The organism is Caulobacter vibrioides OR37, assembly GCF_000372645.1.
Taxonomy (GTDB): Bacteria; Pseudomonadota; Alphaproteobacteria; order Caulobacterales; family Caulobacteraceae; genus Caulobacter; species Caulobacter vibrioides_E.
Map to the genome: position 1 here is coordinate 48226 of NZ_APMP01000024.1, position 25249 is coordinate 73474.

A 25249-nucleotide genomic window follows, 5' to 3' on the forward strand; every position below is an offset into this window, starting at 1 on the left:
ATCGCCGCATGAGAGCGCCATACTTATCTGAATACCCTTGGGCGAGTTAAAACACCTGCTCGGCGAAAAACCTTCGCCGCAAAAGGAATGCCGCCAGCCAGCAGGCCATGGCCCAGGCCGCGCCGGCGCTCCAGCCGGCCAGCACGTCGCTGGCCCAGTGGACGCCCAGATAGACCCGGCTCAGGCCGACCAGCAGGCTGACCAGGACGGCGGAGACCACGGCCAGCACCTTGACCCGCCGCCGGTCGGCATAACGGGCGGCCAGGACGCCCAGGGTCAGGAACACCACGGCCGACAGCATCGCGTGGCCCGACGGAAAGCTGGCGTTGACCGCCTCGACCGCGCGATAGGCCAGGTCGGGCCGCTCGCGCTCGAACAGCCGCTTCAGGCCCTGGCTGATCAGCAGCCCTCCGCCGGCCCCGACCGCGAGCAGAAGCGCCTCCGCCCAGCGCCGCAGCGAGGCCAGCAGCGCGAAGGCCAGCAGGATCACCAGGCTCAGCACCGTGATCGAGCCCAGGGCGGTGATGTCGACCGCCGCGACGTGCAGCCAGGGCGGTCCGACCAGCTGATGGGGCTGGCCGTCGACCCGCAAGGCCGTGAGGACCGAGCGGTCGAAACGGTGGGTCCCGCCTTCGGAGACCTCCTCGGCGATGGCCAGAAAACCGGTCGCGCCCAGCGCCATGACCAGCAGGGCGGAGGTGACGCCCAACTCGCGCCGCGCGGCGCCGAGCAGCTCCCGAAAGTCGATACGGATCAAGACGATGACGGCTCCAGACCACAACCTGAAATATGATTTCCCATTCGAAACATGAACTTAAGCCGAGGCTAGCCGTTCAAGTCGGGACCATGTCGAGCCGCCTAGGCTCGCGACCTCTCGAAAGGAGACCCGACATGAAACGCATACTGACCACTTCCGTCGCCCTGCTGATGCTGGGCGGCGCAGCCAATGCCGCCTCGGCCCAGGACTATCGTCACGACGGACGCTATGACGGCCGAGACCGCGCCTATCAGCAAGGCCGTTTCGACCAGGCGCGCCGCGACGATCGACGGGATGACTGGCGCCACGACCATCGTCGCTGGAACCGGGGCGAGCGCCTGGATCCGCGCTGGCGCGGCAACGCCTATTATGTCAGCGATTGGCGCGCCCACCATCTGCGCCCGCCGCCCCGCGGCTATCGCTGGCATCGCGTCAATGACCAATACGTCCTGGCCGCCGTCGCCACGGGCGTGATCGCCTCGGTCATTCTGGCCGACCGCTAAAAAAGTGGCCCAGGAAAGGGCGTCGCCGCGCGGCGCCCTCTTCCCTACCCCCGCGTCAAGGCTATATCGGGTAGCCATGCCCGAGTTCGCCGAAACCAGCTCCGCCCAAGATCCGCTGATCACCCTGGTCCCCGACAAGTGGGTGACGCTGCGCGATGCGTTCGGCGTCGACAGCGACATGAAGGTCCCGGCCTTCAGCCATCGCGACCCGCACGTGCCGGAGATCGACAGCGCCTACCGCTTCGATCCGCAGACGACCAAGGCGATCTGCGCCGGCTTCGCCAAGGACCGCCGCGTGATGGTCCAGGGCTATCACGGCACCGGCAAGTCGACCCACATCGAGCAGGTGGCCGCGCGCCTGAACTGGCCGCTGGTTCGGGTCAACCTCGACAGCCACGTCTCGCGCATCGACCTGGTCGGCAAGGACGCCATCGTCCTGAAGGACGGCAAGCAGGTCACCGAGTTCCGCGAAGGCATTCTGCCGTGGTCGCTGCAGCGCCCGATCGCCCTGGTGTTCGACGAATACGACGCCGGGCGCCCGGACGTGATGTTCGTGATCCAGCGCGTGCTGGAAGCCGGCGGCAAGCTGACCCTGCTGGACCAGAACCGCGTCATCCGCGCCAATCCGTACTTCCGCCTGTTCGCCACGACCAACACCATCGGTCTGGGCGACACGACGGGCCTCTATCACGGCACCCAGCAGATCAACCAAGGCCAGATGGACCGCTGGTCGATCGTCACGACGCTGAACTACCTCGAGCACGACGTCGAGGCGGCGATCGTGCTGGCCAAGAACCCGTCCTACGACACCGCCGAGGGCAAGCGCACCCTGGCCGCCATGGTCCGCGTCGCCGACATGACCCGCAACGCCTTCATGAACGGCGACATCTCGACCGTCATGAGCCCGCGCACGGTGATCACCTGGGCCCAGAACGCCGAAATCTTTGACCACGACGTGGCCCTGGCCTTCCGCCTGACCTTCCTGAACAAGTGCGACGAACTGGAGCGCCCCACGGTGGCCGAGTTCTTCCAGCGCGCGTTCGGCACGGACCTGCCGGAAAGCGCGGCGCGGGTGAAGGTGGCGTAGGGCGCGGCGGCGTCATCGCCGAGCCCGTTGAGCTGATGGTTCGAAACACCCGTCTCCCAGGAGGCGGGTGTTTTGCTTTGGGCGGGGCTGGGTGGGTGTTGTCGGGACGTGGGTCCAGGCGCGGGGCTAGGCTACAGCCGGGATCGCGAACGCTTTCGCCGCGGGGTGTGCATCCGGAAAGCGGACGTCTTTGCGGTGCGTGTAGGGGGGAAGACGGACAGTCAGCCTTCGATAGGACCCCGCATGGGAAAGTTCTGGAGCTGATGGCGCAAATCGGCTGCGGCCTCGAAAAGCGAGGGGCCAACCGGGACATTGAAGCTGTGCTGGACCAATTCGTCCCCTGCTTTGGACCAGGGCGGGGCAGCCTCTAGCGCGAAGCTCACACGCAAGGTCTGCGGATTGAGCAGTTCGAACTCAAGGTTTGGCTCTGTGAAGCCGCAGTATGTTTTTCCCGTATTCCCGCGAGCGCACGCTTCAAGCCAATTCGCTAGCTCAATGGCTTCGAAAGTTGTCAGGCACGGATCTCTGAACTGCCAATCACGGCCTGCAAGGCTGGCCGATCCATCGACAATAAGCCAATTGGAATCCCACTCATCGCCAATGATCTCAGGGAATTGGTAGCCAACGATAGTCAGCCGCACAGAAGAGTCGTCGCCGGTCAGCGTCACGAAATGCCCCCGTTTCTCCACGATCTTAACGGACGTATTGATGGTCCGCTACGGGCCGTAAGCGGCCTCGAACATCTCTCCACAAACCCGACCCTCCCGGCGAACGCCGGGATCCAGATCGAGGCCACTGGCGTCCAGGCTTTCGGTCCAGACCGATGTCGCGTCATCCCCAGCCGCTCCAGGATGACTCTGGGCCCCGACGTTCGCCGGGGAGGTCGGTTCATTTGAAATATCTCGAACGGATCTTGGCCCGTCTCAAGCCGCCCGAGGCGTGATCTTCTCCAGCTCCGCGCCCATCTTCCGGCGCTGCTCCATCAGGTCGTAGTCCATCTGCAGGCCGAGCCAGAACCCCGCCGACAGTCCCCAGTAGCGCGCCAGCCGAAGGTCGGTATCAGCCGTTACGGCGCGCTTGCCCAGCACGATCTCGTTGATGCGGCGCGGCGGAACGCCAATGGCCTTGGCCAGAGCCGTCTGGCTCATGCCGATCGGCTTTAGGAAGTCTTCCAGCAGGATGTCGCCGGGCGTTGGGTTAATTGGCCCGCCCGCCGGATCGCTGTCGATGATGGCCGGCGATCTCGACATCGTCTCTGCTCCGCTCGCGCCAATATATACCTCAAGTTGATATTATCAAGAGAACTCCCCAATAAGCTTATCGCCGCTCAACGCTTTCCGACAAGACAGCGCCGTCGGAACCGCCCATGGTGGCGGTTCGTTCGACCTGCTTCATCCATCGGAGACGCATCATGACCCAAGTCACCTACACCCTCGTCGAGCACGACGGCGGCTGGGCCTACAAGGTGGGCGAGACCTTCTCCGAGACCTTCCCGACCCACGACGCGGCGCTGGCCGCCGCCAAGCGCGCGGCCGGCGAGCAGACCCTGCCCGGCGAGGACGTCGGCATCACCTACGAGGACAAGAACGCGGTCTGGCGCCAGGAATTGTCGGACGGCGACGACCGCCCGACCACCCGCGTCGAGGACGCCCAGTAACCCGGAACGGCCTCGATCTTGCTGCGTCGGCCGTCCAAGAGCCAATTCGAGACAAGGTCGCCGCCCATGTTCGTCAAGAAGAAAGAAGCCCCCGCGCCGCTGGCCCTGGCTCCCCTGGAACAGCCGCGTTCGGTCGCGCCGCAGGCGGCGCGGCCGCCGGTCCAGGCCGCCGCGCCCAGCGCCGCGTCCGCGCGCGCCAAGGCGGCGTCGCTGTTCACCCAAGGCCTGACCGTTCGCGGCGACATCCTCGGCGACGTCGAGGCCCATATCGACTGCGTGGTGATGGGCGACGTGAAGGTCGGCAAACTTATCGTCGGCCCCAACGCGCGCATCGAGGGCTCGATCGTCGCCCAAGCCGTCGAGATCCACGGCCTGATTATCGGCTCGATCACGGCCCCGGCCGTGCGCCTTTACGGCACGGCCCGCGTCGATGGCGACATCACCCACGAGCAACTGGCCATGGAGCCGGGCGCGGAGTTCCAGGGCCGCAGCCTGAAATTCCGGCGCGCGCCGCAGACGGCCCCGGCGCCGACCGCGCCGCCCCAGTCTCAGACCCAGACCCAGGCCGCTCAGCCCGCGCCGATGACGCCATCGGCCTCTCAGACGCCCTACAATCACATGCCGCACTAGAGCGTGAGGCTGAAAGTGGGAACCGGTTTCAGCTTATCTCACGCTCTAAACATTTGATTTAGAGCCTTTTTGACGCCTGAAATCGATTCCGATTTCAGGCTAAAGGCTCTAAGGCGAGCCCGACCGGCCAGTCTTCATAAGGTCCAAAGGCGGCCTCACGCGTCATCGGAGCCTCCCCGCCGGGAGTCTGGCGGAGAGGCTCCGCGGCGCGCCCGTCCGATCTGGGGACGGCCGACGGGCGGCGCGGCGTGTCCGGTCCTTTGTCGCCCGTGTCAAAATGACGCGCGGCGCGGGACGAAGGCCGGATGGCTCGTCTCGACTACGCCCTGTCGGCCGGCGCGGATGCGGCGCCCGCGAAAAATCAGAGCCCGCTATTGGCCATCCTGCGCAGACGCCGCGCCAGGTCTTGCGGCCGGTCGGCGATCTGGTCGAACAGGGCCTGCACCTCGGCCTCGCCGAAGCCGGCCGCGCGCAGGGTGCGCCAGGCGCCGGCCAGCACCGCCTCGGCGATGTCCAGCCGATCGTCGGTCAAGGCCAGGCCCGCGCCGAACGGGCTTTCGAAGATGCAGGCTCGCGCGTCGGGCGCCATGACTCCCCTCCTATGGGCGACGGAAATGTTGCTTTTTTGTTCTCATTCGACGCCGGAGTCGAGTCCTAGTTGCCACATGGCGTTCAGGCCAAGAAAGAGCCCCCAGGATCGGGGCTGATCCTGGGGGCTGGGGCCCGGCGATCTCGGGGGCGGTGCGCCGGGCATCAGGCCGCCGGCTCACAACGGCGGCCAGATTTCAAAGACTTAGCGGCAGACGGTCCGCTCGTAATACGACCCATTCCAGCGGTCGTATTCGCGGGTCGTCCAGCAGTCGCGGTCGTAGTACGGACGCGGCGCGTAGCCGTAGCCATAATAGCCGTACCCGTAGTAGCGCGGCGGAGGGGGCGGCGGGGGCGGGGGCGGCGCGGGCACGTAGACGCGCTCATAATAGCGATCGTGGTGACCGCTGTCGGCGATGGCCGCGCCGACCGCGAGGCCGACGATGCCGGCGGCGACCGCCGCCGCGGCGGTGTCGCCGTGCCCACGGTGACCATAGTAATAGCGCGGGTCGGCCGAAGCCGTGGTCGCCGCGGCGACCAGCGAAACGGCGGCGAGGCCGGCGGCGACCCGGCCGATCTTGTTCATCATCCTGTTGGCCATGACAGCCTCCTTGGGTCCTCGCTTCCTGGCGGCGCGGCGCGTCGTCTCAAGCGTGAGAACAACGATGAGCCTCCCTGCCTGAACGGCGCCTGAACGAAATCGTTCACCACGCGCGGGAACGGGTTTGTTCATCTTTTCTCGGAATGATGACCGCCAACGAAGACAGCACGCGCCTTCGCGCCATGGAGATCGCCATGTCCAGCACGTCCTACGCCCAGGGTCAGGCCCTCCAGGTCCTGTCGTTCGAGGTCGGCGCCCAGACCTATTGCGTGCCGGTGAGCGCGGTGCGCGAGATCCGGGGCGTCACCCCGCCCACCCCGCTGCCCGACGCGCCCGCCTATGTGCGCGGCGTCATCAATCTGCGCGGCCAGGTCATGCCGGTCATCGACCTGTCGTGGCGACTGGGCAAGGGCGCGGCCCAGGACGGCCCGCGTCAGGTGATCATCGTGGTCGAGAACCAAAGCGACGTCGCCGGCCTGCTGGTCGACGCGGTCTGCGACAGCTTCACCGTCGAGGCCGATCAGATCAACGCCCCGCCCAGCCTGGGCGATGGCGAGGACTCGCCGCTGGTCGCGGCCGTGATCACCTCGGGCGAGGGCGCGATGACGGTCCTGCTGGCCGTCAGCCGCATCCTGCCCGAGCGCCCGCCGGAAGCGATGGCGGCCTAACCGGACGCCTCAACGAATCCGGTCCGGATCGCCGCGCCAGACGCGCCAGCTTTCGAAGACCGCGACCGCGGCGACCGCCAGCGCGCCCAGGGTCACCGCCTTGAAGCCCGCCGGCTGCGGGGCGAACGGCATGGCCAGGCCGCCGGCCACCCCGCCCCAGAAGAACAGCCGTCCCGCCAAGCGGTTGGCCTTTTCCCAGGCCAGGGGACTGGAGAAGGTCCAGGGCGTCCTGACCCCGACCAGGGCGTTGGGGCTGGTCTTGCCCAGCAGCGCGCCGATGAAGGCCAGCACGGCGCTGATCGACAACATCCCCAGGCGCGGCCCCGGCTGGTCGTCCCAGCCCCAGGTCAGGCCGGCGGCCAGCAAGGCCACGAGGGACGTCACCCAGACCACCGCCGCCTGGCTGAAGCGCCGGCCGCGCAGCAGGTGGGCGTCCTCGTCCGGCCGACGTCCGAACAGGGCCGCCACGGCCGAGATCGCCGCCAGAAGCAGGACGACGCCGGCCATCTCGGTGCGAGAGCCCCAGCGATTGACCTGACCGTCGAAGCCGAAATGCATCGGCAGAGGATGGGTCGGCCCCAGCCAGGCGATGGCCCCGGCCAGTCCGAACTGCCCCAGGATCAAGATCCACGACACCGCGTCAACGCGGCGGTTTTGACCGTTCATGGCCAAGGTCTCCGATCGACTCGCCCTTCGGGGTCGAGTCCACAAGGTCCAAAAGCAGGGCCAGCGCCTCTTCCAACGCCGAGATGCGCAGCCGGTAGCGGATCGAGGTTCCGTCCCGCTCGGCGTCGACCAGGCCCGCGTCCTTCAGCGTGGTCAGGTGTCCGGTGATCGTCGGCCAGCTCATGTCGAAGGCCGCCGCGATCTCGCCCGACTGCATCGGGCGCTCGCGCAGCATCGCCACGATCTGGCGGCGCGCCGGATGGGACAGGGCTTTGAAGACGCCGTTCATAGGAAAGATCCTAATTAGGAATCTTCCTAATTGAAAGAGGCGCCGCGCGAAAGGCCCAAACAAATGTTCGAACCACCCTTCCGCTGCCCCCCGGCCGAACGCTAGTGTCCCGCCAAACCAGATGGGAGACGACGATGAAGGCCGCTGTTCTGCGCGAGGTGGGCAAGCCGCTCGAGATCGAGACCGTGGCCATCGGAACCCCCGGCCCGCGCGAGGTGCTGATCCGCACCAAGGCCGCCGGCGTCTGCCACTCCGACCTGCACTTCGTCGAAGGCTCCTACACCCACGCCCTGCCCGCCGTGCTGGGCCACGAGAGCGCCGGGATCGTCGAGGCGGTGGGCAGCGAGGTCCGCACGGTCAAGGTCGGCGACCACGTCATCACCTGCCTCAACCCCTATTGCGGCCACTGCGAGGTCTGCCTGACCGGGCACATGAACCTCTGCATCAGCCCCGAGACGCGCCGCGCCAAGGGCGACGCGCCGCGCCTGTTCAAGGAAGACCTGAACGGCGGAACCGGCCCGATGGCCCAGTTCCTGAACCTGTCGTCCTTCGCCGAAATGATGCTGGTGCACGAGCACGCCTGCGTGGCCATCCGCAAGGACATGCCGTTCGACCGCGCCGCCCTGATCGGCTGCTCGGTGATGACCGGCGTCGGCTCGGTCATGCACACCTCCAACGTCCGTCCGGGCGAGACCGTGGCCGTGATCGGCTGCGGCGGCGTGGGCTTGGCCACGATCAACGGCGCGGCGATCGCCGGGGCGGGCCGGATCATCGCCATCGACCGCGTGCCCTCCAAGCTGGCCCTGGCCAAGACCTTTGGCGCGACCGACGTCATCGACGCCTCGGCCGTCGACGACGTGGCCAAGGCCGTGGTCGAGCTGACCGCCGGCGGCGTGCACCACAGCTTCGAGGCCATCGGCCTCAAGGCGACCGCCGAAGCGGCGTTTAAGATGCTGCGCCGGGGCGGCACGGCCAATGTCATCGGCATGATCCCGGTCGGGACCAAGATCGAGCTGCACGGCGTCGACTTCCTGGGCGAGCGCCGCATTCAGGGCAGCTACATGGGCTCCAACCGCTTCCCGGTCGATATGCCGCGCCTGGTCGACTTCTACATGTCCGGCAAGCTGAAGCTGGACGAACTGATCTCGCGCCGGATCAAGCTGGAGGACGTCAACAGCGCGTTCGACGAGTTGAAGCGCGGCGAGCTGGCCCGCTCGGTGATCGTGTTCGACTGAGGGAAGGCCTTGCTTTCGCCTCGACCGCGCCGCCGTCATCGCGCGCGGCGCTCATTGGTCTAGTCCAGTTGTCACGGGACTGAAAAGCAAGCCGTGCTATTTCCGGCGGCGTTCACCGGAGTCCCGCCATGTCCCAGCTTGACCGCCGCAGCCTGCTCGCCGCGATCGGCGCGATGACCTTGCCGCCGGCCCTGGCCCGCGCGGCGGCGATCGACGCCGACGTCCGCGCCGGCACGCTGAACGACGTCGAACACGTGGTGATCCTGATGCAGGAGAACCGCGGCTTCGACCACTATTTCGGGACGCTGAACGGGGTGCGGGGCTTTGGCGACCGCTTCCCGATTCCGGTGCGCGACGCGCCGGGCCGCAAGGACGGCACGGTGTTCGTTCAGGCGTATGGCGACGGCAAGACCCTGGCGCCCTTCCCGCTGAACAGCGCCAAGACCTTCGCCCACATGCGGGTCGAGGGCACGCCGCACAGCTGGACCGACGCCCAGGACGCCTGGAACGAAGGCCGCATGGACCGCTGGCCCGACGCCAAGCATCCGTGGTCGATGGGCTATTTCCAGCGGGCCGACATTCCGTTCCAGTTCGCCCTGGCCGAGACCTTCACCCTCTGCGACGCCTATCACTGCGCCACCCAGACCGGGACCAACACCAACCGCCTGTTCCTGTGGACCGGGACCAACGATCCGGCCGGCCAGCACGGCGGCCCGTCGATCTCGAACTCGCACGACGATTTCCCGGACAAGGGCGGCGCGGCCGAGTCCTACACCTGGACCACCTATCCCGAGCGGCTGCTGAAGGCCGGCGTGTCCTGGCGGATCTACCAGGACATGGCCGACAACTTCACCGACAACCCGCTGGCGGGCTTCAAGGCCTATCGCGACGCGGTCAAGGACGCCCCCGGCTCGGACAAGCGCCTGAAGGACCTGGCCTTCACCACCTGGCATCTGGACAAGCTGCGCGAGGACGTGATCGCCGGACGCCTGCCGCAGGTGTCGTGGATCGTCGCGCCGTCGATCGATTCCGAGCATCCGGGCCCGTCCAGCCCGGCCCAGGGGGCCGACTACACCGCCCGGGTGATCGAGGCGCTGACCGCCGATCCCAAGGTCTGGGCGCGGACGGCGCTGCTGGTGATGTTCGACGAGAACGACGGCTTCTTCGATCATATGCCGCCGCCGTCGCCGCCGTCGCTGGGGCCGGACGGCAAGCCGCTGGGCGGCTCGACCGTCGACCTGGCCGGGATGCGGCACCTGGTGCGCAATCCGACCGAGGCTAAGGCCGAGCGCGACGACCTGATGGGCCGTCCCTACGGCCTGGGGCCGCGCGTGCCGCTGTACGTGATCTCGCCCTGGAGCCGGGGCGGCTGGGTCAACAGCCAGGTCTTCGACCACACCTCGGTGATCCGCTTCCTGGAGCAGCGGTTCGGGGTCATGGAGCCGAACATCGCGCCCTGGCGTCGGGCGGTCTGCGGCGACCTGCTGGGCTGCTTCGACTTCAAGACGCCGAACAAGAACCCCTTCCCGGCCCTGCCCGCCACCCGGGACGCCGCCGAGCGGGCGCACGCCCTGCCCGGCCGGACCAAGCCGCCGACGCCCGAGACGCTCAGCGCGCCGGTCCAGGACACCGCGCCGCGCCTGTCGCGGGCCCTGCCCTATGCGCTGGAGGTCGCCGCGACCGTGCGCGACGGCGCCGCGCGCCTGACCTTCTCGAACGAGGGCGCGCAGGCGGCGGTGCTGCACGTCTATGACCGCCTGCGCCTGGACGCCCCGCCGCGCCGCTACACGGTCGGTCCCGGCCACGGCCTGGAGGACGCCTGGCCCGCCGGCGCCTATGACCTGTGGGTGCTGGGCCCGAACGGCTTCCACCGCCACTTCGCCGGCGGGGCCGAGGCCGGCGTCGAGGCCAGCGCCAAGGCCGACCGGGCGCGCGGCCAGATCGTCCTGACTTTGAGCAATGCGGCGTCGGCCGCCCGGACGGTGACGCTGGACGGCAAGGCGATCGTCCTCAAGCCCGGCCAGACCCGGCGGCTCACCCTGCCGACGCAACGGGGCTGGTACGACCTGACCCTTCGGAGCGAAGGCGACGCGGCCTGGTCGCGCCGCCTGGCCGGCCGGATCGAGACCGGCAAGGACTCGATCAGCGATCCGCGGATGGGCGGCGCGGCGCGGCTGACGCTGTAAAGATCCTCCCCCGCATCGCGGGGGAGGTGGCCCAGAGGGCCGGAGGGGGCGAGAGCGTGAGGCTGAAAGTGGGAACCGGTTTCAGCCTCACGCTCTAAATGTTTGACTTAGAGCCTTTATTTTCCGCTCGAATGATTCCATTCGAGCGGATAAGGCTCTAGGTCAGAAGCGTCAGCAGCACCGGCAGCACGGCGCCGGCGATCAACAGACCCCAGGCGAGCTTGCGGTCGCGCCCATGGGCCAGGGCCATCCAGACGCCCAGCACCGTCGTGACGGCCAGCGACAGGGCCACGACCAGGAACAGCGCCTTCAGCAGCGGAACGCCGATCTTCGGCTCGGCCTTCTTATGCTCCCGCTGGCCGGCGTCGGCGTTCTGGGTTTTGGCCGGCTTGGCGCGCTTGGGCTTCAGCGTGAAGACCTGATCCTTGTGCAACATGCCCAGCCGCTCGATCACGGCCGGCGGCCTGTAGTCGCCGCGCGACTCGTGCAGGCCGTAAAGCTGAACCGCGCCGGTCAGGGCGAAGAACAGGATGCTGGGCGCGGCGAAGACCCCCAGCCAGGTGTGGATGCGCCGGATCAGCGCCAGGCGAAGGGCGGGATGCATTCGAGCGGGCTTGTTCATCGCGGGGCCTTCGATCTTGTCGGCTTGGAGCCTGTCCGTTTCAAATGACCGCGATCGAAACGGAAAACCATGTTCTAAATCAAATGCTTAGAACACCACACTGTTTAGACGTCCGACTGCTGCGATCTCGAACGCAAGCTTAACCTTGGGCGGGGATTCCCGGCGCCCTTTTTTGTCGGTTCCGCCGATCCCGCTCAGCGCAGCTTGCTCTTGGCCTTTTGGAGGTCAGCCATGGCCAGTTTGGGCGTCTCATCGCCGCTGACGGGCGAGCCGCCCTCGGCGAGCAGGCGATCGATCCGGGCCTTCTGGCTCTTGAAGGCGGCGAGCTCCGAACCGCCCAGCACCGTGCCCTGCGGGACCTTGGCGCCGATCGGATTGACCCGCTCGCCGTTTCGCCAGATCTCGTAGTGCAGGTGCGGCCCCGTGGCCAAGCCCGTGGCTCCGACATAGGCCACCACCTGGCCCTGGCGGACATGGACGCCCGGCCGGATGCCCGGAGCGTAGCGCGAGATATGGCCGTAGCCGGTGTCCCACTGGCCCGAATGGCGGATGCGCAGCCAGTTGCCATAGCCCGCCCACCGACGCGCCTCCAGCACCACCCCATCGCCGGCCGCCAGGATCGGCGTGCCGGTTCCGGCGCCGAAATCGACGCCCTGGTGAGCCCGCGTGTAGCCCAGCACCGGGTGCTTGCGCGGGCCGAAGGTCGAGGTGATCCGCGCGCCGTCCACCGGGGTGCGCAGCAGGAAGCCCTTGATGTTCTTACCCAGCTCGTCGAAGAACTGCGGCTTGCCGTCCTCCCCCTTCCGGTCGAAGGCGTAGAACTTCTGACCCTTGACCTCGGCGTATTCCAGATCGCCCGCCTCGATGGTGCGGCCGCTCTCGGTGACCTTGCGGTCGAAGACCAGGCAGAACTTGTCGCCCTCGTGGATGTCGCGCGAGAAGTCGATCTTGTGCGAGAACAGCTTGGCCGCCTCGCTGATCACCGCCGGCGTGCCGCCGACATTGGCGACGCTCTCGTAGAACGAGCCGGCCATCTCGCCGCAAGCGACCTTCGTCTCGTCCTTGACCTTTTCCTCCAGCGCGCGAAGGCGCAGGGCGCCGTCGAAGGTGCGCGAGACGGTCAGGGTGGAGCTGGGGCTGGTCCGCATCGACAGGCCGATCAGCCGGGCCGGCCCGCGCTGGCTGCGCCGCTGGGCGATGGCGGCCTCGAAGGCCATGCCGGCCTTGATGTTGACGGTGTCGATGACGCCCTGCAGCGCGGCGACCACCTGCCGGGCCTCGTCGGGCGCGACGCCGGTGCGCAGCATCGCGCCTTGCAGGGTCTCGCCCGGACGGACCTTGACCTCGACATTCTCCGGACGCTGGAAACCGGGCTGGGCCTCCGCGCCCGCGAAGGCGACGTGCTGCAGGGCGGTCAAAGCGGCCGGATCCAGCGGCGCCGTCTGGACGGCCGACGGCTTGGCGTCGTCGGCGGTCAGTTTCCAGCCGAGGCCCAGGGCCATCAGGCCGGCGACGGCGGTGAAAACCCGCGGCGCCCAGCGCGTCGCGCCGCGTCGTGGATCGAATTCCTGCATCGGGTCCCCGTCGGTGTCGATGCCGTTCACGTCAAAACGATACGGCTGAGAGCCCCCCAGCAATCGTCGGGCCGGACCATGCGTCAGTCGCCTTCCCGGCGGCAAGGACTATTCGGCGCTTCGGCCGTTTTGTCACGGCATGGTTAACGCCTTTCAGGGGATCAAGCGGAACCATCTGGCCGACAAAAAGAAAACGCCCACCGCAGGGGTGGGCGTTTCTGGGTACGCTGACGATTACGCTTACTGAAATCCGCGGAGGTCAGGCGGCGTTGATCGCCTCGTTCGGGTCGCGCAGCACATAGCCGCGGCCCCAGACCGTCTCGATGTGGTGCTTGCCGTGCGCCGAGGCGGCCAGCTTCTTGCGCAGCTTGCAGATGAAAACGTCGATGATCTTCAGTTCCGGTTCGTCCATGCCGCCGTACAGGTGGTTCAGGAACATTTCCTTGGTCAGGGTGGTGCCCTTGCGCAGCGAGAGCAGCTCCAGCATCTGATATTCCTTGCCGGTCAGGTGAACGCGGTTGCCGTTCACTTCCACCGTCTTGGCGTCCAGATTGACCACGATGTCGCCGGTCTTGATCACCGACTGGGCGTGACCCTTCGAGCGACGGACCACCGCGTGGATGCGGGCGATCATTTCGTCCTTGTGGAAGGGCTTGGTCATGTAGTCGTCGGCGCCGCCGGCGAAGGTCTTGACCTTCGTATCGATTTCCGACGAACCCGACAGGATCATGATCGGCGTGTTGATCTTCGCGACCCGCAGGGTGCGCAGAACATCGATGCCGCTCATGTCGGGCAGATTGAGGTCGAGCAGGATGAGGTCGTAGTCGTAGATCTTGCCCAGATCGACGCCTTCCTCACCAAGATCCGTCGTATAGACGTTGAAGCCTTCAGACTTCAGCATCAGTTCGATGGTCTGCGCTGTCGCGCTGTCATCCTCGATCAACAGTACGCGCATGAGCCCCTCCACGCCAAAACTGGCGCATTCGAACGTCTTAGGCGGAACGCCGCCGGTGAAACCCTTCGACCATTGTGCCGGAGAGTTAATTTAAGACTGGTTAATGGTGAATGTTTCCCGTTGCCGAGATGGTTAATCTGATTTGCGAATCGGGTGCAAGCCACCTCCGGAGGCCCGGACACATTGGTCGCAGGCGTCGCGGGCGACCTTTCCAAGGCCCTAATTCAAGCCCCGGAATCCCTAAGATCCGAGGCCCCGCAACGCCTCGAACGGCGTTACGACGTTAAGGTCGGGGGCGGGCGCCTTTCGTCCGCGCGGCGAGATCGCGACGTTCCGTCGCGAGAGCGTGAGGCTGAAAGTGGGAACCGGTTTCAGCTTATCTCACGCTCTAAACATTTGATTTAGAGCCTTTAGCCTGAAATCGATTCCGATTTCAGGCTAAAGGCTCTAGGCGTTCGAATGGATGGGCCGCCGCTCAGGCGGCGGTCTCCTCGGCCAGCCAGCCGGCGGCGCGAAGCTTGGCCACGGAGGCCCGGCTGACCGGCGCGGTCTCGCCGTCGACCAGCCGCAGGCGCAGGTTGCGGCCGTCGCGCTCGACCCCGACGATCGCCCGCCGGGCCACCCACCACGAGCGATGGGTTCGCAAGCCCTCAACGCCGCCCAGCCCCGCCGTCACCCGCGCCAGGGGTCCCATCTCCAGGCGGGAGCCGTGCTCGGTGCGGATCCGGACATAGTGGTCCTCCATCCTCAGATAGAGCACCGCGCCGGGGTCGGCGGCGGGAAGCGGCGCCGCGACCGGGGCTAGGCCCTCGGGCGCGGACGGTCGGGCGGCGTGGCGCACGCGGATGAAGTAATAGGCCAGCACGATCGGCGTCGAGATCGCCACGCACTGGCCGTACCATTCCAGCGGCGGCACGGCGCGGGCGATTCCCGGCCACAAGGCGATGGCCACCACGCGCAGCGGCGCGCCCTGGATGACGCTGCCGACCAGGATGATCGGCGGCAGCGCCGCCCACTCCGGAACGCCCAGCCGGCGCGCCGCCGCCCCGCCCACGCGGGCCAGGCAGCCGAACAGGATCATCCCGCAGGTGATGCTGCCGACCCAGTAGGGGATCCGCACGTGCGCGCCGCCGTTGAAGAAGTTGCCGAACGGCCCCATCAGGCCCAGCAACACCCCGATCGCCACGCCCACGGCCAGATCGATCGCCCATTCGCGAACGGTTCCCAGGATCGGCGCTTTGGGAGCGGTGGCGGCCATGCGGTCAGGTATAGAGCGACGCCGAACGGAGTCGCCAGTCGTCAGGCGGCGTTCTCTTCGCGCCGCGTGGGGGTCGCGTCGACCAAGGCCAGCTTCAGGCCCAGCGCGTGGATCACCCGCAAAATCGTATCGAACCGAGGCGAGGCGCCGTCCTTCAGGGCCTTATAGAGGCTCTCTCGTCCCAGTCCGGCCTTCTCGGCGATCTCGGCCATGCCCTTGGATCGCGCGACAAGGCCGAGCACGTGCTGGATATAGTCCGCGTCGCCCGTGTCGAAGGCGTCGGCGAGGAAGGCGGCGACGGCCTCGGCGTCGTCGATCATCTCGACGGGATCGAAACGCGTCAGCTTTACCATTCGAGACTCCTCGCGATCACCTTGGCCTTTTCGATGTCCCGGTTCTGGGAACTCTTGTCACCGCCGCACAGCAACACGATGAGAACATCTCCTCGCCGGACCAGATAGACCCGATAGCCCGGACCAACATGGATTCTGAGTTCGCTGACACCCTCGCCCAGCGGCCTCAAGTCACCCAGCAAGCCTCGCGTCAAACGCGTCAGACGCGCGCCGATCGCCAGCTTGGCCGACCTGTCTCGTAGCGCGGCGAACCACGTCTTGAACACCTCCGTCTCCAGAACCTCGATCATTATCGTATCCAATTAGATACAAAGGAGCAACCAGTCGTCCGCTGGAAATTAGAACAATATAGGAACATATTCGCGTAGCAAGCGACGGTCCGCCGGTCGCCCAGTCCCATTCGCCCGTCCGCGAACCCGTTCGCCCATTCGCGCAGGAGCGCTGGCGGCGCGGGATTCGCGGCGTCAGACGAGGTCATCGCCTCCACCTAGGGACCGCTCGAAAGCCATGTCGCTCCAAGCTCTACTCGCCGTCGTCGTTTCGACCGCCGCCGCGTCCACGATGTTCCTCGCCTCGCCCGCCCGGGCCTCCAACGCCGGATTCATGCTGCTGCGCGAGCCCCGCCCCGACGGGCCGCCGGTCGAGGTCGGGGTCTGGTATCCCACCGACGCCGCGCCCGCCCGCATGGTTCTGGGCAGCTGGAGCCAGACCGTCGCCGCCGGCGCGCCGGCGGTCGGCGAGCATCTGCCGCTGATCGTCATGTCGCATGGCAATGGCGGCTTCTTCGGCGGCCATGCCGACACCGCCCAGGCCCTGGCCGAGCACGGCTTCATCGTCGCCGCCCTCACCCATCCCGGCGACAACTACAAGGACCAGAGCCGCGCCACCGCCATGGCCGACCGTCCCGCGGCGCTGTCGGCCCTGATCGGCTGGATGCTGGACGCCTCGCCGCTGAAGGCCCGCATCGATCCGGACAAGGTCGGCGCGTTCGGCTTCTCTTCGGGCGGCTTCACGGTGCTGGCGGCGGCCGGCGGCGAGCCGCGCCTCGAGCGCATGAGGGCGCACTGCAAGGCGCACCCGGACAATTACGACTGCAAGCTGACCGCCGACCACGCGCCGCCGACGAACATCTTTGACGCCGCGTGGGTTCACGATCCGCGCATCAAGGCCGTGGTCTCGGCCGCGCCCGCCCTGGGCTTCGCCTTCGGCAAGGACGGTCTGAAAGGGATCACCGCGCCGCTTCAACTGTGGAAGGCCGCCGACGACCAGATCCTGCCCGGCGACGAATACGCCGAGGCCGTGCACCGCGACCTCTCGCGTCCGCACGAGTATCACGTCGTCCCGGGCGCGGGGCATTTCGACTTCCTGACGCCCTGCGACACCACGCCGCCCGGCGCGACGCAGCCCATCTGCCAGAGCGCCCCGGGCTTCGACCGCCGGGCGTTTCACCAGGATTTCAACGCCCAGGTGACCCGGTTCTTCACCGAGCAATTGGCCGCGCCGAAGCGCTGAGTTCACACCCGATTAACCACGATGGCCGAGTCTGCGCGGGCTGTTTTCCGGAGCCGTCTTGCGTAGCCTCATCGCCGCCGTCGAACGTATCGATCCGCTGGTCGTCTCGGGCCGGGTGGCCGCCGTCAACGGCCTGCTGATCGAGGCCCGGGGCGGCCTGACCCGCCTGGCGGTCGGCGCTCGGGTCGAGATCGACCGTTTCGGCCAGAAGCCGCTGCCCGCCGAGGTCGTCGGCTTCCGCGAGACCCGCGCCCTTCTGATGCCGTTCGGCCCCGTCGAGGGCGTCGCCCCCGGCGCGGAGATCCGCATCGTGCCGGAAGGCGCGGTCGTCCGTCCGACCAAGGCGTGGCTGGGCCGGATCATCAACGCTTTCGGCGAGCCGATCGACGGCCTGGGGCCGCTCCCGCAGGGCGAGGTCCCCTATCCGCTGAAGACCGCCCCGCCGCCGGCCCACGCGCGCGGCCGGGTGGGCGAGCGCCTGGATCTGGGCGTGCGCTCGATGAACGTCTTCACCACCACCTGCCGGGGCCAGCGCCTGGGCATCTTCGCCGGCTCGGGCGTCGGCAAGTCGGTGCTGCTGTCGATGCTGGCCAAGGAGGCGACCTGCGACGCCGTCGTCGTCGGCCTGATCGGCGAGCGGGGCCGCGAGGTCCGCGAATTCGTCGAGGAGACCCTGGGCGAGGAAGGCCTGCGCCGCGCCGTCGTCGTGGTCGCCACCTCGGACGAGCCGGCCCTGACCCGCCGCCAGGCCGCCTACATGACCCTGGCGATCAGCGAGTATCTGCGCGACCAGGACCAGGAAGTCCTGTGCCTGATGGACTCGGTGACCCGCTTCGCCATGGCCCAGCGCGAGATCGGCCTGGCCGCCGGCGAGCCGCCGACCACCAAGGGCTACACCCCGACCGTCTTCACCGAGCTGCCCAAGCTCTTGGAGCGCGCCGGTCCCGGCCCCGTCCGCGCCGACGGCACCACCGCCGCGCCAATCACCGCCCTGTTCACGGTGCTGGTCGACGGCGACGACCACAACGAGCCGATCGCCGACGCCACGCGCGGTATCCTCGACGGCCACATCGTCATGGAACGGGCCATCGCCGAGCGCGGCCGCTTCCCGGCGATCAACGTCCTGAAGTCGATCAGCCGGACCATGCCGGGCTGCCAGCACCCGCACGAGCGCGACATCGTCAAGGGCGCGCGCCAGGTGATGGCCGCCTACGCCAACATGGAAGAACTGATCCGCATCGGCGCCTATCGCGCCGGAGCCGACCCGACGGTCGACCGCGCGATCCGCCTGAACCCGGCGATCGAGGCCTTCCTCGGCCAGGATAAGGAAGAAGCAACCTCTCTGGACGAGTCTTTCGACATGTTGGGGCAGATCCTGGCGAGTGAGTACTGATGACCAAGTGGGCCGCCTCGCTGATCCGCATCTCGAACCACGAGGTCGAGACCCTGCAAAAGCGCCTCGCCGAGATCGTCGAGCGCCGCGCCGCCGCCGAGCTGCGCATCGCCATGCTGGACGCCGAGGCCGAGGCCGAGAGCAAGCACGCCGAGGGCGACGCCAGCGCCGGCTGGTACATGATCGGCTATCGCGAGGGCTATAAGCGCCGCCGCGCCGACATGCTGGTCCAGATCGAGCAGTGCCAGCAGGAAGAGGCCGGCGCCCGCGACGCCCTGTCCGAGGCCTTCGAGAACCTGAAGAAGTACGAGCACGTCGCCGAGCAGGCCAAGGTCCTGGCGGCCAAGAAGCAGGGCGCCTTCGAGGCCGCCCAGATGGACGAGCTGAGCATCCGCCGCGCCGCCATGGCCGGGCGGTGACATGCGACGGCTGACGCGCCGCTCGGCCATCGCCACGGCGCTCGCCCTATCCGCCTGCGGGCGCGAGGCGGCCAGTCAACCCGCCTATCCGCCGATCACCGACACCCCGCTGAAGTCGATCGCCTCGACGCCGGTCGGGGCCTGCGTCCAGCACGCCTTCCTGCAAGACCCGGCCTATGCCGAGCTCTTCGCCCGTCACTATTCCCAGCTCACCCCCGAGTGGGAAATGAAGATGGAGTACATCCTCCAGGACGACGGAAGCTTCCGCTTCGATCGGCCCGACGCCATCGCCGACTTCGCGCGGCGACACGGGATCCGGCTCTATGGCACGACGCTGGTCTGGTATGATCAGGCCATGCCGGCCTTCCTGAGGCTGGACGGCCAGGGCAAGGCCTTCGCCAACGCCTATCGCAACTACATCCTGGCGGTCGCCGGCCGCTATCGCGGTCAGGCCGTGGGCTGGGACGTGGTCAACGAGACGGTGGCCGACAACGGGGTGGATCTTCGCGCGTCGATCTGGACCCGCAATCTGGGCGTCGACGCGCACATGATCCTGGCCTTCCATCACGCCCGCGAAGCCGATCCCGAGGCGACGCTGTTCATCAACGACTACCATCTCGAGAACAATCCGACCAAGCGCGCCACCTTTCTGCGCACGGTCGAGCGCCTGCTGAAGGCCGGCGCCCCGATCGGCGGCATCGGCACGCAGAGCCACCTGGATCTCGACGTCACCCGACCGGGCCTGTGCCGCGCGGCGATCCGCGAGCTGGCCGGTTTCGGCCTGCCGATCCATGTCTCCGAGCTGGACATCTCGCTGGGCGACAAGCCGGACTTCGCCCGCCTGCCCGAGCTCCTGAAACGCCAGGCCGACCTGACCCGCGAACTGGCCGGGGCCTATATGGATCTGCCGGCCCGCCAGCGCTTCGCCTTCACGGTCTGGGGCCTGCGCGACAGCGACACGTGGCTGCATGGTCCATCGGGGCAGCGCCCCAGCGACCAGCCGCTACCTTTTGACGCGGCCGGGCGGCCCAAGCCCATGTTCCAGGCGCTGGCGGAAACCCTGTCGGCCTGAAACGCCGCCGGCTTCACCAAATCTCAAACCGCGCGCGTCAGCATGGCGGCATGAAACTGATCCACGCCCTTCAGGACATGGACAGCGAGAACTCGCTGTCGGCGCGCTTCCGTCGCGCGCGGGCCGCGCACGTCGTCGCCCTGATCCAGAAGACCTTCGCCGAGCGCGGCCAAGTCCGCATCGCCGACCTGGGGGGCGAGCCGACCTACTGGAACATCCTGTTCGACCGGGCCTTTCTCGAGGCGAACAAGGTCCATATCAGCCTGTTCAATCCGCAGCCGTTCACGGTGGACGATCCGCTGTTCACGGCCGCCGTCGGCGACGCCTGCGACCTGCGCGAGCACGCCGACCAGAGCTTCGACCTGGTCCACTCCAATTCGGTGATCGAGCACGTGGGCGACTGGACGCGAATGGAGGCCTTCGCCCGCGAGTGCCGCCGCCTGGCGCCGCGCTACTATGTCCAGACGCCGTATTTCTGGTTCCCGATCGAGCCGCACTTTTCCAGCCCGTTCTTCCATTGGCGCTCGGAGCAGACCCGGGCGCGCCTGCTGATGAAGCGGCCGCATGGCTTCTCCGAGAAGGCGCCCGACATCGGCGCGGCGATGCGCGACGTCCAGCACGCCCGGCTGCTGGACAAGGCCCAGTTCAAATTCCTGTACCCCGACGCCCGTCACATCGACGAGCGGCTGCTGTTTCTGACCAAGTCCTTGATCGCGATCCGCGACTGAACGGGAGCGCGGGATGATCAGGCTTAGAGACGTACTGGATCGACGGAGGATTTGGGTCAAGCCGGTCGCGCTGACGGCCGCCGCCATGACCGCCATGGTCTACAGCCTGTCTCTGGCCGGCGCGACCCGCAATCTGCCCACGATCTGGACGTTCAACGCCGTCGTGGTCGGCGGCATGATGGCCCTGAGCGTACGCCAGGGCCGGGCGCTGCTCATCGCCACCACCGTCATGCATGTGGTGGTGGAGACGGCGATGGGCGAAGCTGCGCGTGTCGCCAGCACCGCCGCCCTGCTGGACTGCGTCCAGATCGTCGTCACCGTCCATCTGCTTCGCCGCTTGCGGGCCCCCGCCCGCGTTCGGGACATTCGAGGCTTGGCCCTCGTCCTCGTCGCGTCGGTCCTGCTGACGGCGGCGCTGTCGATCCTGGTCCATGGCGGCGTGACGATGAGCCACGGCGGACATTTCTGGCGCGGCTGGAGCGAGTGGACCGCCTCGAACACCCTGGGCATGGCTTTCGGCCTGCCAGTCACCTTGATCCTGCTGGACCGCCGCCATCGCGAGGGCTTCGACCCGCGCCCCGGCGAGACCATGATCAATCAGGCGCTGGTGATGGCGGCGTCCGCCTTCATCTTCGCCACCGACGACACCTTCCAGGTGCTGCTGTTCGCGCCGGCGCTGCTGGCGGCCTTCCGGGGCGGACCGCGCGCGGTGGCCTGGGTGGTCATCGCCTCGATGGCGATCGCCGTGCCGGCCCTGCTGTGGCGCACCGGCGTCGACATCGATGTGGCGCTGGCGCCGCTGCGCCGAGCCCTGGTTTTCCACGTCGTGCTGTACACGGTCAGCCTGGTGGCCGCCCTGGCCCTGGCGCGTCAGGCGCGGCTGCAGGCCCTGCTGGTCCGCCGGCAGGCCGCCGCCCGCGCCGCCGAGAAGCGCGCCCAGGCCGCCAACCAGGCCAAGTCCGACTTCCTGGCCACCATCAGCCACGAGATCCGCACGCCGCTGAACAGCATCCTCGGCTTCGCCGCCCTGGTGGCCGAGGACCCCAGCCTGTCGCCCGAGAACCGCCGTCGCCTCGACCTGGTCGATAGCGCCGGCCGCTCGCTGACCCAGATCGTCGGCGACCTGCTGGACTTCGCCAAGGTCGAGGCCGGACGCCTGGAACTGGATCCGACCCCCTGCTCGCCGGCCGCCCTGCTGCGCGACTCCGTGGCCATCATCGCCCCGGAGGCGATCGCCAAGGGCCTGACCCTGAACACGGAGATCGAGACGGTCGGCGAGGGCGACGCCGACGCCTTGCACGCGCTCGACGACACCCGTCTGCGCCAGGTGCTGCTGAACCTGCTGGCCAACGCCCTGAAGTTCACCGCGCAGGGCAGCGTCACCGCCCGCCTGACCCTGGGGCCGGGCGCGGAGGACCTGGGCTTCGAGGTCATCGACACCGGCATCGGCATCGCGCCCGAGGTCCAGGCCCGCCTGTTCCAGCGTTTCAGCCAGGGCGACAGCTCGATCCGGCGCGGCTATGGCGGCACGGGCCTGGGCCTGGCGATCAGCAAGGCGCTGGTCAGCCGCATGGGCGGCGAGATCGGGGTCGAGAGCCAGCTGGGTCAAGGCGCGCGGTTCTGGGTTCGCCTGACCGCCCAGCGCTGCGACGCCGCCTGCGTGGCGGCCAACGGCTGCGCGCCGGCTCCGCGCGAGGCCGTCGCGACGCCCGACCGCGCGGCCCGGGTGCTACTGGTCGACGACCATCCGATGAACCGCGAACTGGGCAAGGCGCTGCTGACCCTGGTCGGCTGCGAGGTCGACACGGCCGAGGACGGCGCCGAGGCGGTGGAGGCCGTCCGCGCCGGCGACTTCGACCTGGTTCTGATGGACGTGCACATGCCGGTCATGGACGGCCTGGCCGCCGCCCGCGCCATCCGCGCCCTTTCGGGTCGGCCCGCGAACGTTCCGATCATCGCGCTCAGCGCCGACGTCCTGCCCGAGCAGGTGGCCCGCTGCCGCGCCGCCGGCATGGACGACCACGTCGCCAAGCCGATCCGCCGCGAGGCGCTGATCGCGGCGGTGGCCCGCGCCCTGGACGGTCGTCCGCCGGCCGAGATCGCGGAACGCTCCGCCCAATAGGTGACCTGGCGCGCGACACGCGATAGGACGGCGCTTGCTCCCGCTGTCCGGTGAAGGACCTCGCCCATGATCGTTCTCGTGACCGGCGCCACCGCCGGCTTCGGCGCCGCCATCGCCCGCCGTTTCCACGCCGCCGGCCACAAGATCATCGCCGCCGGCCGCCGCGCCGACCGCCTGGAGGCCCTGGCCGCCGAGCTGGGCCGCGAGACCGTCCATCCATTGGTGCTGGATGTGCGCGACCGCGACGCCGTCGCCGCCGCCATCGCCGGCCTGCCGGCCGACTTCGACGAGATCGACCTCCTGGTGAACAACGCGGGCCTCGCGCTCGGCCTGGAGCCCGCCCAGAGCGCCGACCTCGACGCCTGGGACCAGATGGTCGACACCAATGTGAAGGGGCTGATGTACGTCACTCGCGCGGTGCTGCCGGGCATGACGGCGCGCGGTCGCGGCCACGTGATCAATCTGGGTTCGGTCGCGGCCACCTATCCCTATCCGGGCGGCAATGTGTACGGCGCGACCAAGGCCTTCGTGCGCCAGTTCTCGCTGAACCTGCGCGCGGACCTGGCCGGCACGCGGGTGCGCGTCACCGACATCGAGCCGGGCCTGGTCGGCGGCACCGAGTTCTCGAACGTCCGCTTCCGGGGCGACGACGACCGCGCCGCCAAGCTCTACGAAGGCGCCGACGCCCTGACGCCCGACGACGTCGCCGAAAGCGTGTTCTGGGTCGCCAACCTGCCCGCGCGGGTCAATGTCAACGCGCTGGAACTGATGCCCGTCTCCCAGAGCTTCGGGCCGCTTCCGGTGCATCGCGGATAATTCCGCGGCGCATTACGTCGAGTTCACTTTTGTCGCTACACATGTAGCGCTACACATGTGGCGAGCCTGATCATCCGGAGGCCCGCCTTGATCGACGCCCTGCCCCGCCGCGAACGCGAGGTCTTCGAGACGCTGTGCCGGCTGGAAGCCGGCGCCACGGCCGAGGTCCGCGCCGCCCTGTCGGATCCGCTCAGCGACTCCGCCGTCCGCACCATGCTCTCGCGACTGGAGGCCAAGGGCCTGGTCGAGCGCGTCGGCGGGGCCGACGGCGTGCGCTTCCGGCCCGCCCAGGCGCCCCAGACGGTGGCCGCCAGCGCCTTGCGGCGCGTCATCGACACCTTCTTCGCCGGCTCGGCCGCCAGCGCCGCCAGCGCCCTTCTGGGCCTGGGCCAGCGGCTGACCCCCGAGGAAGCGGCCGAGCTGGAAGCGATGATCGACAAGGCGGTGGAGAAGAAGCCATGACCTGGGCCCTGCTCGTCTCCCTGCTGGCCAAGTCCAGCCTCGTGGCCGGCGCGGGCCTCGTCTGCGCCCGCCGCCTGACCCGCGACCCGGTCGAGCGGGTCGACATCCTGCGCGGCGCGGTCTGCCTGCTGCTGGCCCTGCCCGTGATCATGAACGTGCTGCCGCCGCTGGAGCTGGCCCTGCTGCCGCCGCTGGATATCCCGGCCGCCCCGGCGGTCCTGGCGGCCTCCTCGTCGCCCGCGCCCCCGCCGCCCCCGCCGCCGTGGTGGACCTCGCCGGGCGCGATCCTGGGCGGGCTGTGGCTGCTGGGCGCGGCGCTGGTCAGCGGCCATCTGGTCGTGGGCCTCGACATCCTGCGGCGCTGGACGCGAAAGGGACGCCCGGTGACGGCGCCCGAATGGCTGGCCCCGTTCGCGCGCCTGCCGTCCGTCGACCGGCCGGGCCTGGTCGCCAGCGACCACGTGGCCGGCCCGATCAGCTGGGGCGTCGCGCCCGGCGCGATCCTGCTGGACCCCGCCACCCTGTCCGAGCCCCAGGGCGCGCCGGCCATCATGGCCCACGAACTGGCCCACCTGCGCCGCCACGACTGGATCTTCCTGATCCTGTCGCGGGTGGTGCTGGCGATCTTCTGGTTCAACCCGCTGGTCTGGCGCCTGCACGCCGCCCTGGCCGAACGCTCGGAAGAGGCCGCCGACGCCATCGCCGTCGGCAGCGTCGACCGCGCCCTCTACGCCCAAACCCTGGTGCGCCTGGCGGCCTCGCCCGCGCCCTTCGTGGCCGCGCTGCCGATGGCCGCCAACGCCCGCACCCTCAAGACAAGGATCGCCTGCCTGATGACGCAAGCGCCCGATCGCCGCCGCCCCCTGACCGTGGCCGTGACCATCGCCGCCCTGGCCGTGGTCGCCACCCCGCTGGCCGCCTTCGGCCTGAGCCGCCAAGCCTCCCCGCCCGTCGCGCCCCCGGCCGTCGCTCCGGCCCCGGCCTCGCCCGTCGCGGTCGCGCGAGTCCAGCCGTCCGCCGAAGTCGCCGAGGCCCCCGAAGCCGCTCCGGCCGCGGCCGCCGAGCCTGCGGCGCCGGTCGCCCCGCCCCCGCCGCC

The 25249-nt window shown here is 68.5% G+C and carries 29 protein-coding genes; 16 read left to right on the forward strand and 13 right to left on the reverse strand.

Annotated features, from left to right (window positions below):
• Nucleotides 1-46: 46 nt before the first annotated feature.
• Nucleotides 47-757, reverse strand: coding sequence for a phosphatase PAP2 family protein (locus OR37_RS15840; protein ID WP_004622026.1), 711 nt, complete (start codon nucleotides 755-757; stop codon nucleotides 47-49).
• Between the two features lie 134 nt (nucleotides 758-891).
• Here OR37_RS15840 and OR37_RS15845 point away from each other — a divergent pair, with 134 nt between their 5' ends.
• Both OR37_RS15845 and cobS read left to right on the forward strand, forming a co-directional pair.
• The gene (locus tag OR37_RS15845; RefSeq protein WP_004622028.1) at nucleotides 892-1260 is read left to right on the forward strand and encodes an RcnB family protein; all 369 of its coding nucleotides are present in this window, start codon (nucleotides 892-894) and stop codon (nucleotides 1258-1260) included.
• Between the two features lie 76 nt (nucleotides 1261-1336).
• A complete protein-coding gene (gene cobS, locus OR37_RS15850; protein WP_004622030.1) occupies nucleotides 1337-2347 on the forward strand; it encodes a cobaltochelatase subunit CobS in 1011 nt (336 codons plus the stop codon).
• A gap of 221 nt (nucleotides 2348-2568) precedes the next feature.
• Here cobS and OR37_RS21495 read toward each other — a convergent pair whose 3' ends face one another.
• Nucleotides 2569-3015 carry a WapI family immunity protein gene (locus OR37_RS21495; RefSeq protein ID WP_106404396.1) on the reverse strand — a complete coding sequence of 149 codons (447 nt, stop codon included), beginning with the start codon at nucleotides 3013-3015 and terminating at the stop codon, nucleotides 2569-2571.
• 255 nt (nucleotides 3016-3270) lie between these two features.
• The gene (locus tag OR37_RS15855; RefSeq protein WP_004622032.1) at nucleotides 3271-3597 is read right to left on the reverse strand and encodes a HigA family addiction module antitoxin; all 327 of its coding nucleotides are present in this window, start codon (nucleotides 3595-3597) and stop codon (nucleotides 3271-3273) included.
• A gap of 161 nt (nucleotides 3598-3758) precedes the next feature.
• On the opposite strand from OR37_RS15855, the gene OR37_RS15860 reads away from it, so the two are divergent.
• Nucleotides 3759-4004, forward strand: coding sequence for a DUF2188 domain-containing protein (locus OR37_RS15860; protein ID WP_004622034.1), 246 nt, complete (start codon nucleotides 3759-3761; stop codon nucleotides 4002-4004).
• A gap of 66 nt (nucleotides 4005-4070) precedes the next feature.
• Nucleotides 4071-4634, forward strand: a complete 564-nt coding sequence (locus OR37_RS15865; protein ID WP_004622037.1) for a bactofilin family protein — start codon at nucleotides 4071-4073, stop codon at nucleotides 4632-4634.
• 361 nt (nucleotides 4635-4995) lie between these two features.
• Here OR37_RS15865 and OR37_RS15870 read toward each other — a convergent pair whose 3' ends face one another.
• Nucleotides 4996-5223, reverse strand: coding sequence for a hypothetical protein (locus OR37_RS15870; protein ID WP_004622039.1), 228 nt, complete (start codon nucleotides 5221-5223; stop codon nucleotides 4996-4998).
• 204 nt (nucleotides 5224-5427) lie between these two features.
• Nucleotides 5428-5823 carry a hypothetical protein gene (locus tag OR37_RS15875; RefSeq protein WP_004622041.1) on the reverse strand — a complete coding sequence of 132 codons (396 nt, stop codon included), beginning with the start codon at nucleotides 5821-5823 and terminating at the stop codon, nucleotides 5428-5430.
• A 194-nt stretch (nucleotides 5824-6017) separates the two neighbouring features.
• On the opposite strand from OR37_RS15875, the gene OR37_RS15880 reads away from it, so the two are divergent.
• Nucleotides 6018-6491, forward strand: coding sequence for a chemotaxis protein CheW (locus OR37_RS15880; RefSeq protein WP_035017555.1), 474 nt, complete (start codon nucleotides 6018-6020; stop codon nucleotides 6489-6491).
• A 9-nt stretch (nucleotides 6492-6500) separates the two neighbouring features.
• On the opposite strand, the gene OR37_RS15885 is transcribed toward OR37_RS15880, so the two are convergent.
• Nucleotides 6501-7157: an SdpI family protein gene (locus OR37_RS15885; RefSeq protein WP_004622045.1), complete on the reverse strand. Its 657-nt coding sequence runs from the start codon at nucleotides 7155-7157 to the stop codon at nucleotides 6501-6503.
• Entirely contained in the window at nucleotides 7132-7446 is a 315-nt protein-coding gene (locus OR37_RS15890) for a metalloregulator ArsR/SmtB family transcription factor (protein ID WP_004622047.1), read from the reverse strand. Before OR37_RS15890 ends, OR37_RS15885 begins: the two co-directional genes overlap by 26 nt.
• A gap of 134 nt (nucleotides 7447-7580) precedes the next feature.
• On the opposite strand from OR37_RS15890, the gene OR37_RS15895 reads away from it, so the two are divergent.
• Together OR37_RS15895 and OR37_RS15900 are read left to right on the forward strand one after the other, a co-directional pair.
• Nucleotides 7581-8681, forward strand: coding sequence for a Zn-dependent alcohol dehydrogenase (locus tag OR37_RS15895; RefSeq protein ID WP_004622049.1), 1101 nt, complete (start codon nucleotides 7581-7583; stop codon nucleotides 8679-8681).
• 128 nt (nucleotides 8682-8809) lie between these two features.
• Nucleotides 8810-10867 carry a phosphocholine-specific phospholipase C gene (locus OR37_RS15900; RefSeq protein ID WP_004622051.1) on the forward strand — a complete coding sequence of 686 codons (2058 nt, stop codon included), beginning with the start codon at nucleotides 8810-8812 and terminating at the stop codon, nucleotides 10865-10867.
• Between the two features lie 157 nt (nucleotides 10868-11024).
• Here the strand turns inward: OR37_RS15900 and OR37_RS15905 are convergent, their stop codons facing one another.
• The 6 genes from OR37_RS15905 to OR37_RS15930 all read right to left on the reverse strand — a co-directional run bounded on the left by OR37_RS15905 (nucleotide 11025) and on the right by OR37_RS15930 (nucleotide 15919).
• Nucleotides 11025-11489 carry a hypothetical protein gene (locus tag OR37_RS15905; protein ID WP_004622053.1) on the reverse strand — a complete coding sequence of 155 codons (465 nt, stop codon included), beginning with the start codon at nucleotides 11487-11489 and terminating at the stop codon, nucleotides 11025-11027.
• A gap of 194 nt (nucleotides 11490-11683) precedes the next feature.
• Entirely contained in the window at nucleotides 11684-13063 is a 1380-nt protein-coding gene (locus tag OR37_RS15910; protein WP_035017558.1) for a M23 family metallopeptidase, read from the reverse strand.
• Nucleotides 13064-13322: 259 nt separating this feature from the next.
• Complete coding sequence (gene ctrA, locus OR37_RS15915; protein WP_004622056.1) at nucleotides 13323-14018, reverse strand: response regulator transcription factor CtrA; 696 nt, start codon at nucleotides 14016-14018, stop codon at nucleotides 13323-13325.
• Between the two features lie 475 nt (nucleotides 14019-14493).
• Entirely contained in the window at nucleotides 14494-15276 is a 783-nt protein-coding gene (locus OR37_RS15920) for a LytTR family DNA-binding domain-containing protein (protein ID WP_004622059.1), read from the reverse strand.
• Nucleotides 15277-15317: 41 nt separating this feature from the next.
• Nucleotides 15318-15629 carry an addiction module antidote protein gene (locus OR37_RS15925; protein ID WP_004622060.1) on the reverse strand — a complete coding sequence of 104 codons (312 nt, stop codon included), beginning with the start codon at nucleotides 15627-15629 and terminating at the stop codon, nucleotides 15318-15320.
• Nucleotides 15623-15919 carry a type II toxin-antitoxin system RelE/ParE family toxin gene (locus OR37_RS15930; protein WP_004622062.1) on the reverse strand — a complete coding sequence of 99 codons (297 nt, stop codon included), beginning with the start codon at nucleotides 15917-15919 and terminating at the stop codon, nucleotides 15623-15625. Before OR37_RS15930 ends, OR37_RS15925 begins: the two co-directional genes overlap by 7 nt.
• Before the next feature lie 217 nt (nucleotides 15920-16136).
• Here OR37_RS15930 and OR37_RS15935 point away from each other — a divergent pair, with 217 nt between their 5' ends.
• From OR37_RS15935 to OR37_RS15975, 9 genes are all read left to right on the forward strand, one after another.
• Nucleotides 16137-17141, forward strand: coding sequence for an alpha/beta hydrolase family protein (locus tag OR37_RS15935; protein ID WP_004622064.1), 1005 nt, complete (start codon nucleotides 16137-16139; stop codon nucleotides 17139-17141).
• A gap of 58 nt (nucleotides 17142-17199) precedes the next feature.
• Nucleotides 17200-18534 (forward strand): flagellar protein export ATPase FliI, encoded by a 1335-nt coding sequence (fliI, locus tag OR37_RS15940; RefSeq protein WP_004622067.1) that lies wholly within the window; start codon nucleotides 17200-17202, stop codon nucleotides 18532-18534.
• Nucleotides 18534-18953, forward strand: a complete 420-nt coding sequence (locus OR37_RS15945) for a hypothetical protein (protein WP_004622069.1) — start codon at nucleotides 18534-18536, stop codon at nucleotides 18951-18953. Before fliI ends, OR37_RS15945 begins: the two co-directional genes overlap by 1 nt.
• A gap of 1 nt (nucleotide 18954) precedes the next feature.
• Nucleotides 18955-20025: an endo-1,4-beta-xylanase gene (locus OR37_RS15950; RefSeq protein WP_004622070.1), complete on the forward strand. Its 1071-nt coding sequence runs from the start codon at nucleotides 18955-18957 to the stop codon at nucleotides 20023-20025.
• A 50-nt stretch (nucleotides 20026-20075) separates the two neighbouring features.
• On the forward strand, nucleotides 20076-20753 hold the full coding sequence (locus OR37_RS15955; RefSeq protein ID WP_004622073.1) for a class I SAM-dependent methyltransferase: 678 nt from the start codon (nucleotides 20076-20078) through the stop codon (nucleotides 20751-20753).
• Nucleotides 20754-20766: 13 nt separating this feature from the next.
• On the forward strand, nucleotides 20767-22875 hold the full coding sequence (locus OR37_RS15960) for an ATP-binding protein (protein ID WP_004622074.1): 2109 nt from the start codon (nucleotides 20767-20769) through the stop codon (nucleotides 22873-22875).
• 66 nt (nucleotides 22876-22941) lie between these two features.
• Nucleotides 22942-23691 carry an SDR family NAD(P)-dependent oxidoreductase gene (locus OR37_RS15965; RefSeq protein ID WP_004622076.1) on the forward strand — a complete coding sequence of 250 codons (750 nt, stop codon included), beginning with the start codon at nucleotides 22942-22944 and terminating at the stop codon, nucleotides 23689-23691.
• A gap of 87 nt (nucleotides 23692-23778) precedes the next feature.
• Nucleotides 23779-24153 (forward strand): BlaI/MecI/CopY family transcriptional regulator, encoded by a 375-nt coding sequence (locus OR37_RS15970; protein ID WP_004622078.1) that lies wholly within the window; start codon nucleotides 23779-23781, stop codon nucleotides 24151-24153.
• On the forward strand, nucleotides 24150-25249 hold a 1100-nt coding region (locus OR37_RS15975), incomplete at its 3' end, for a M56 family metallopeptidase (RefSeq protein WP_004622080.1). The genes OR37_RS15970 and OR37_RS15975, both read left to right, overlap by 4 nt.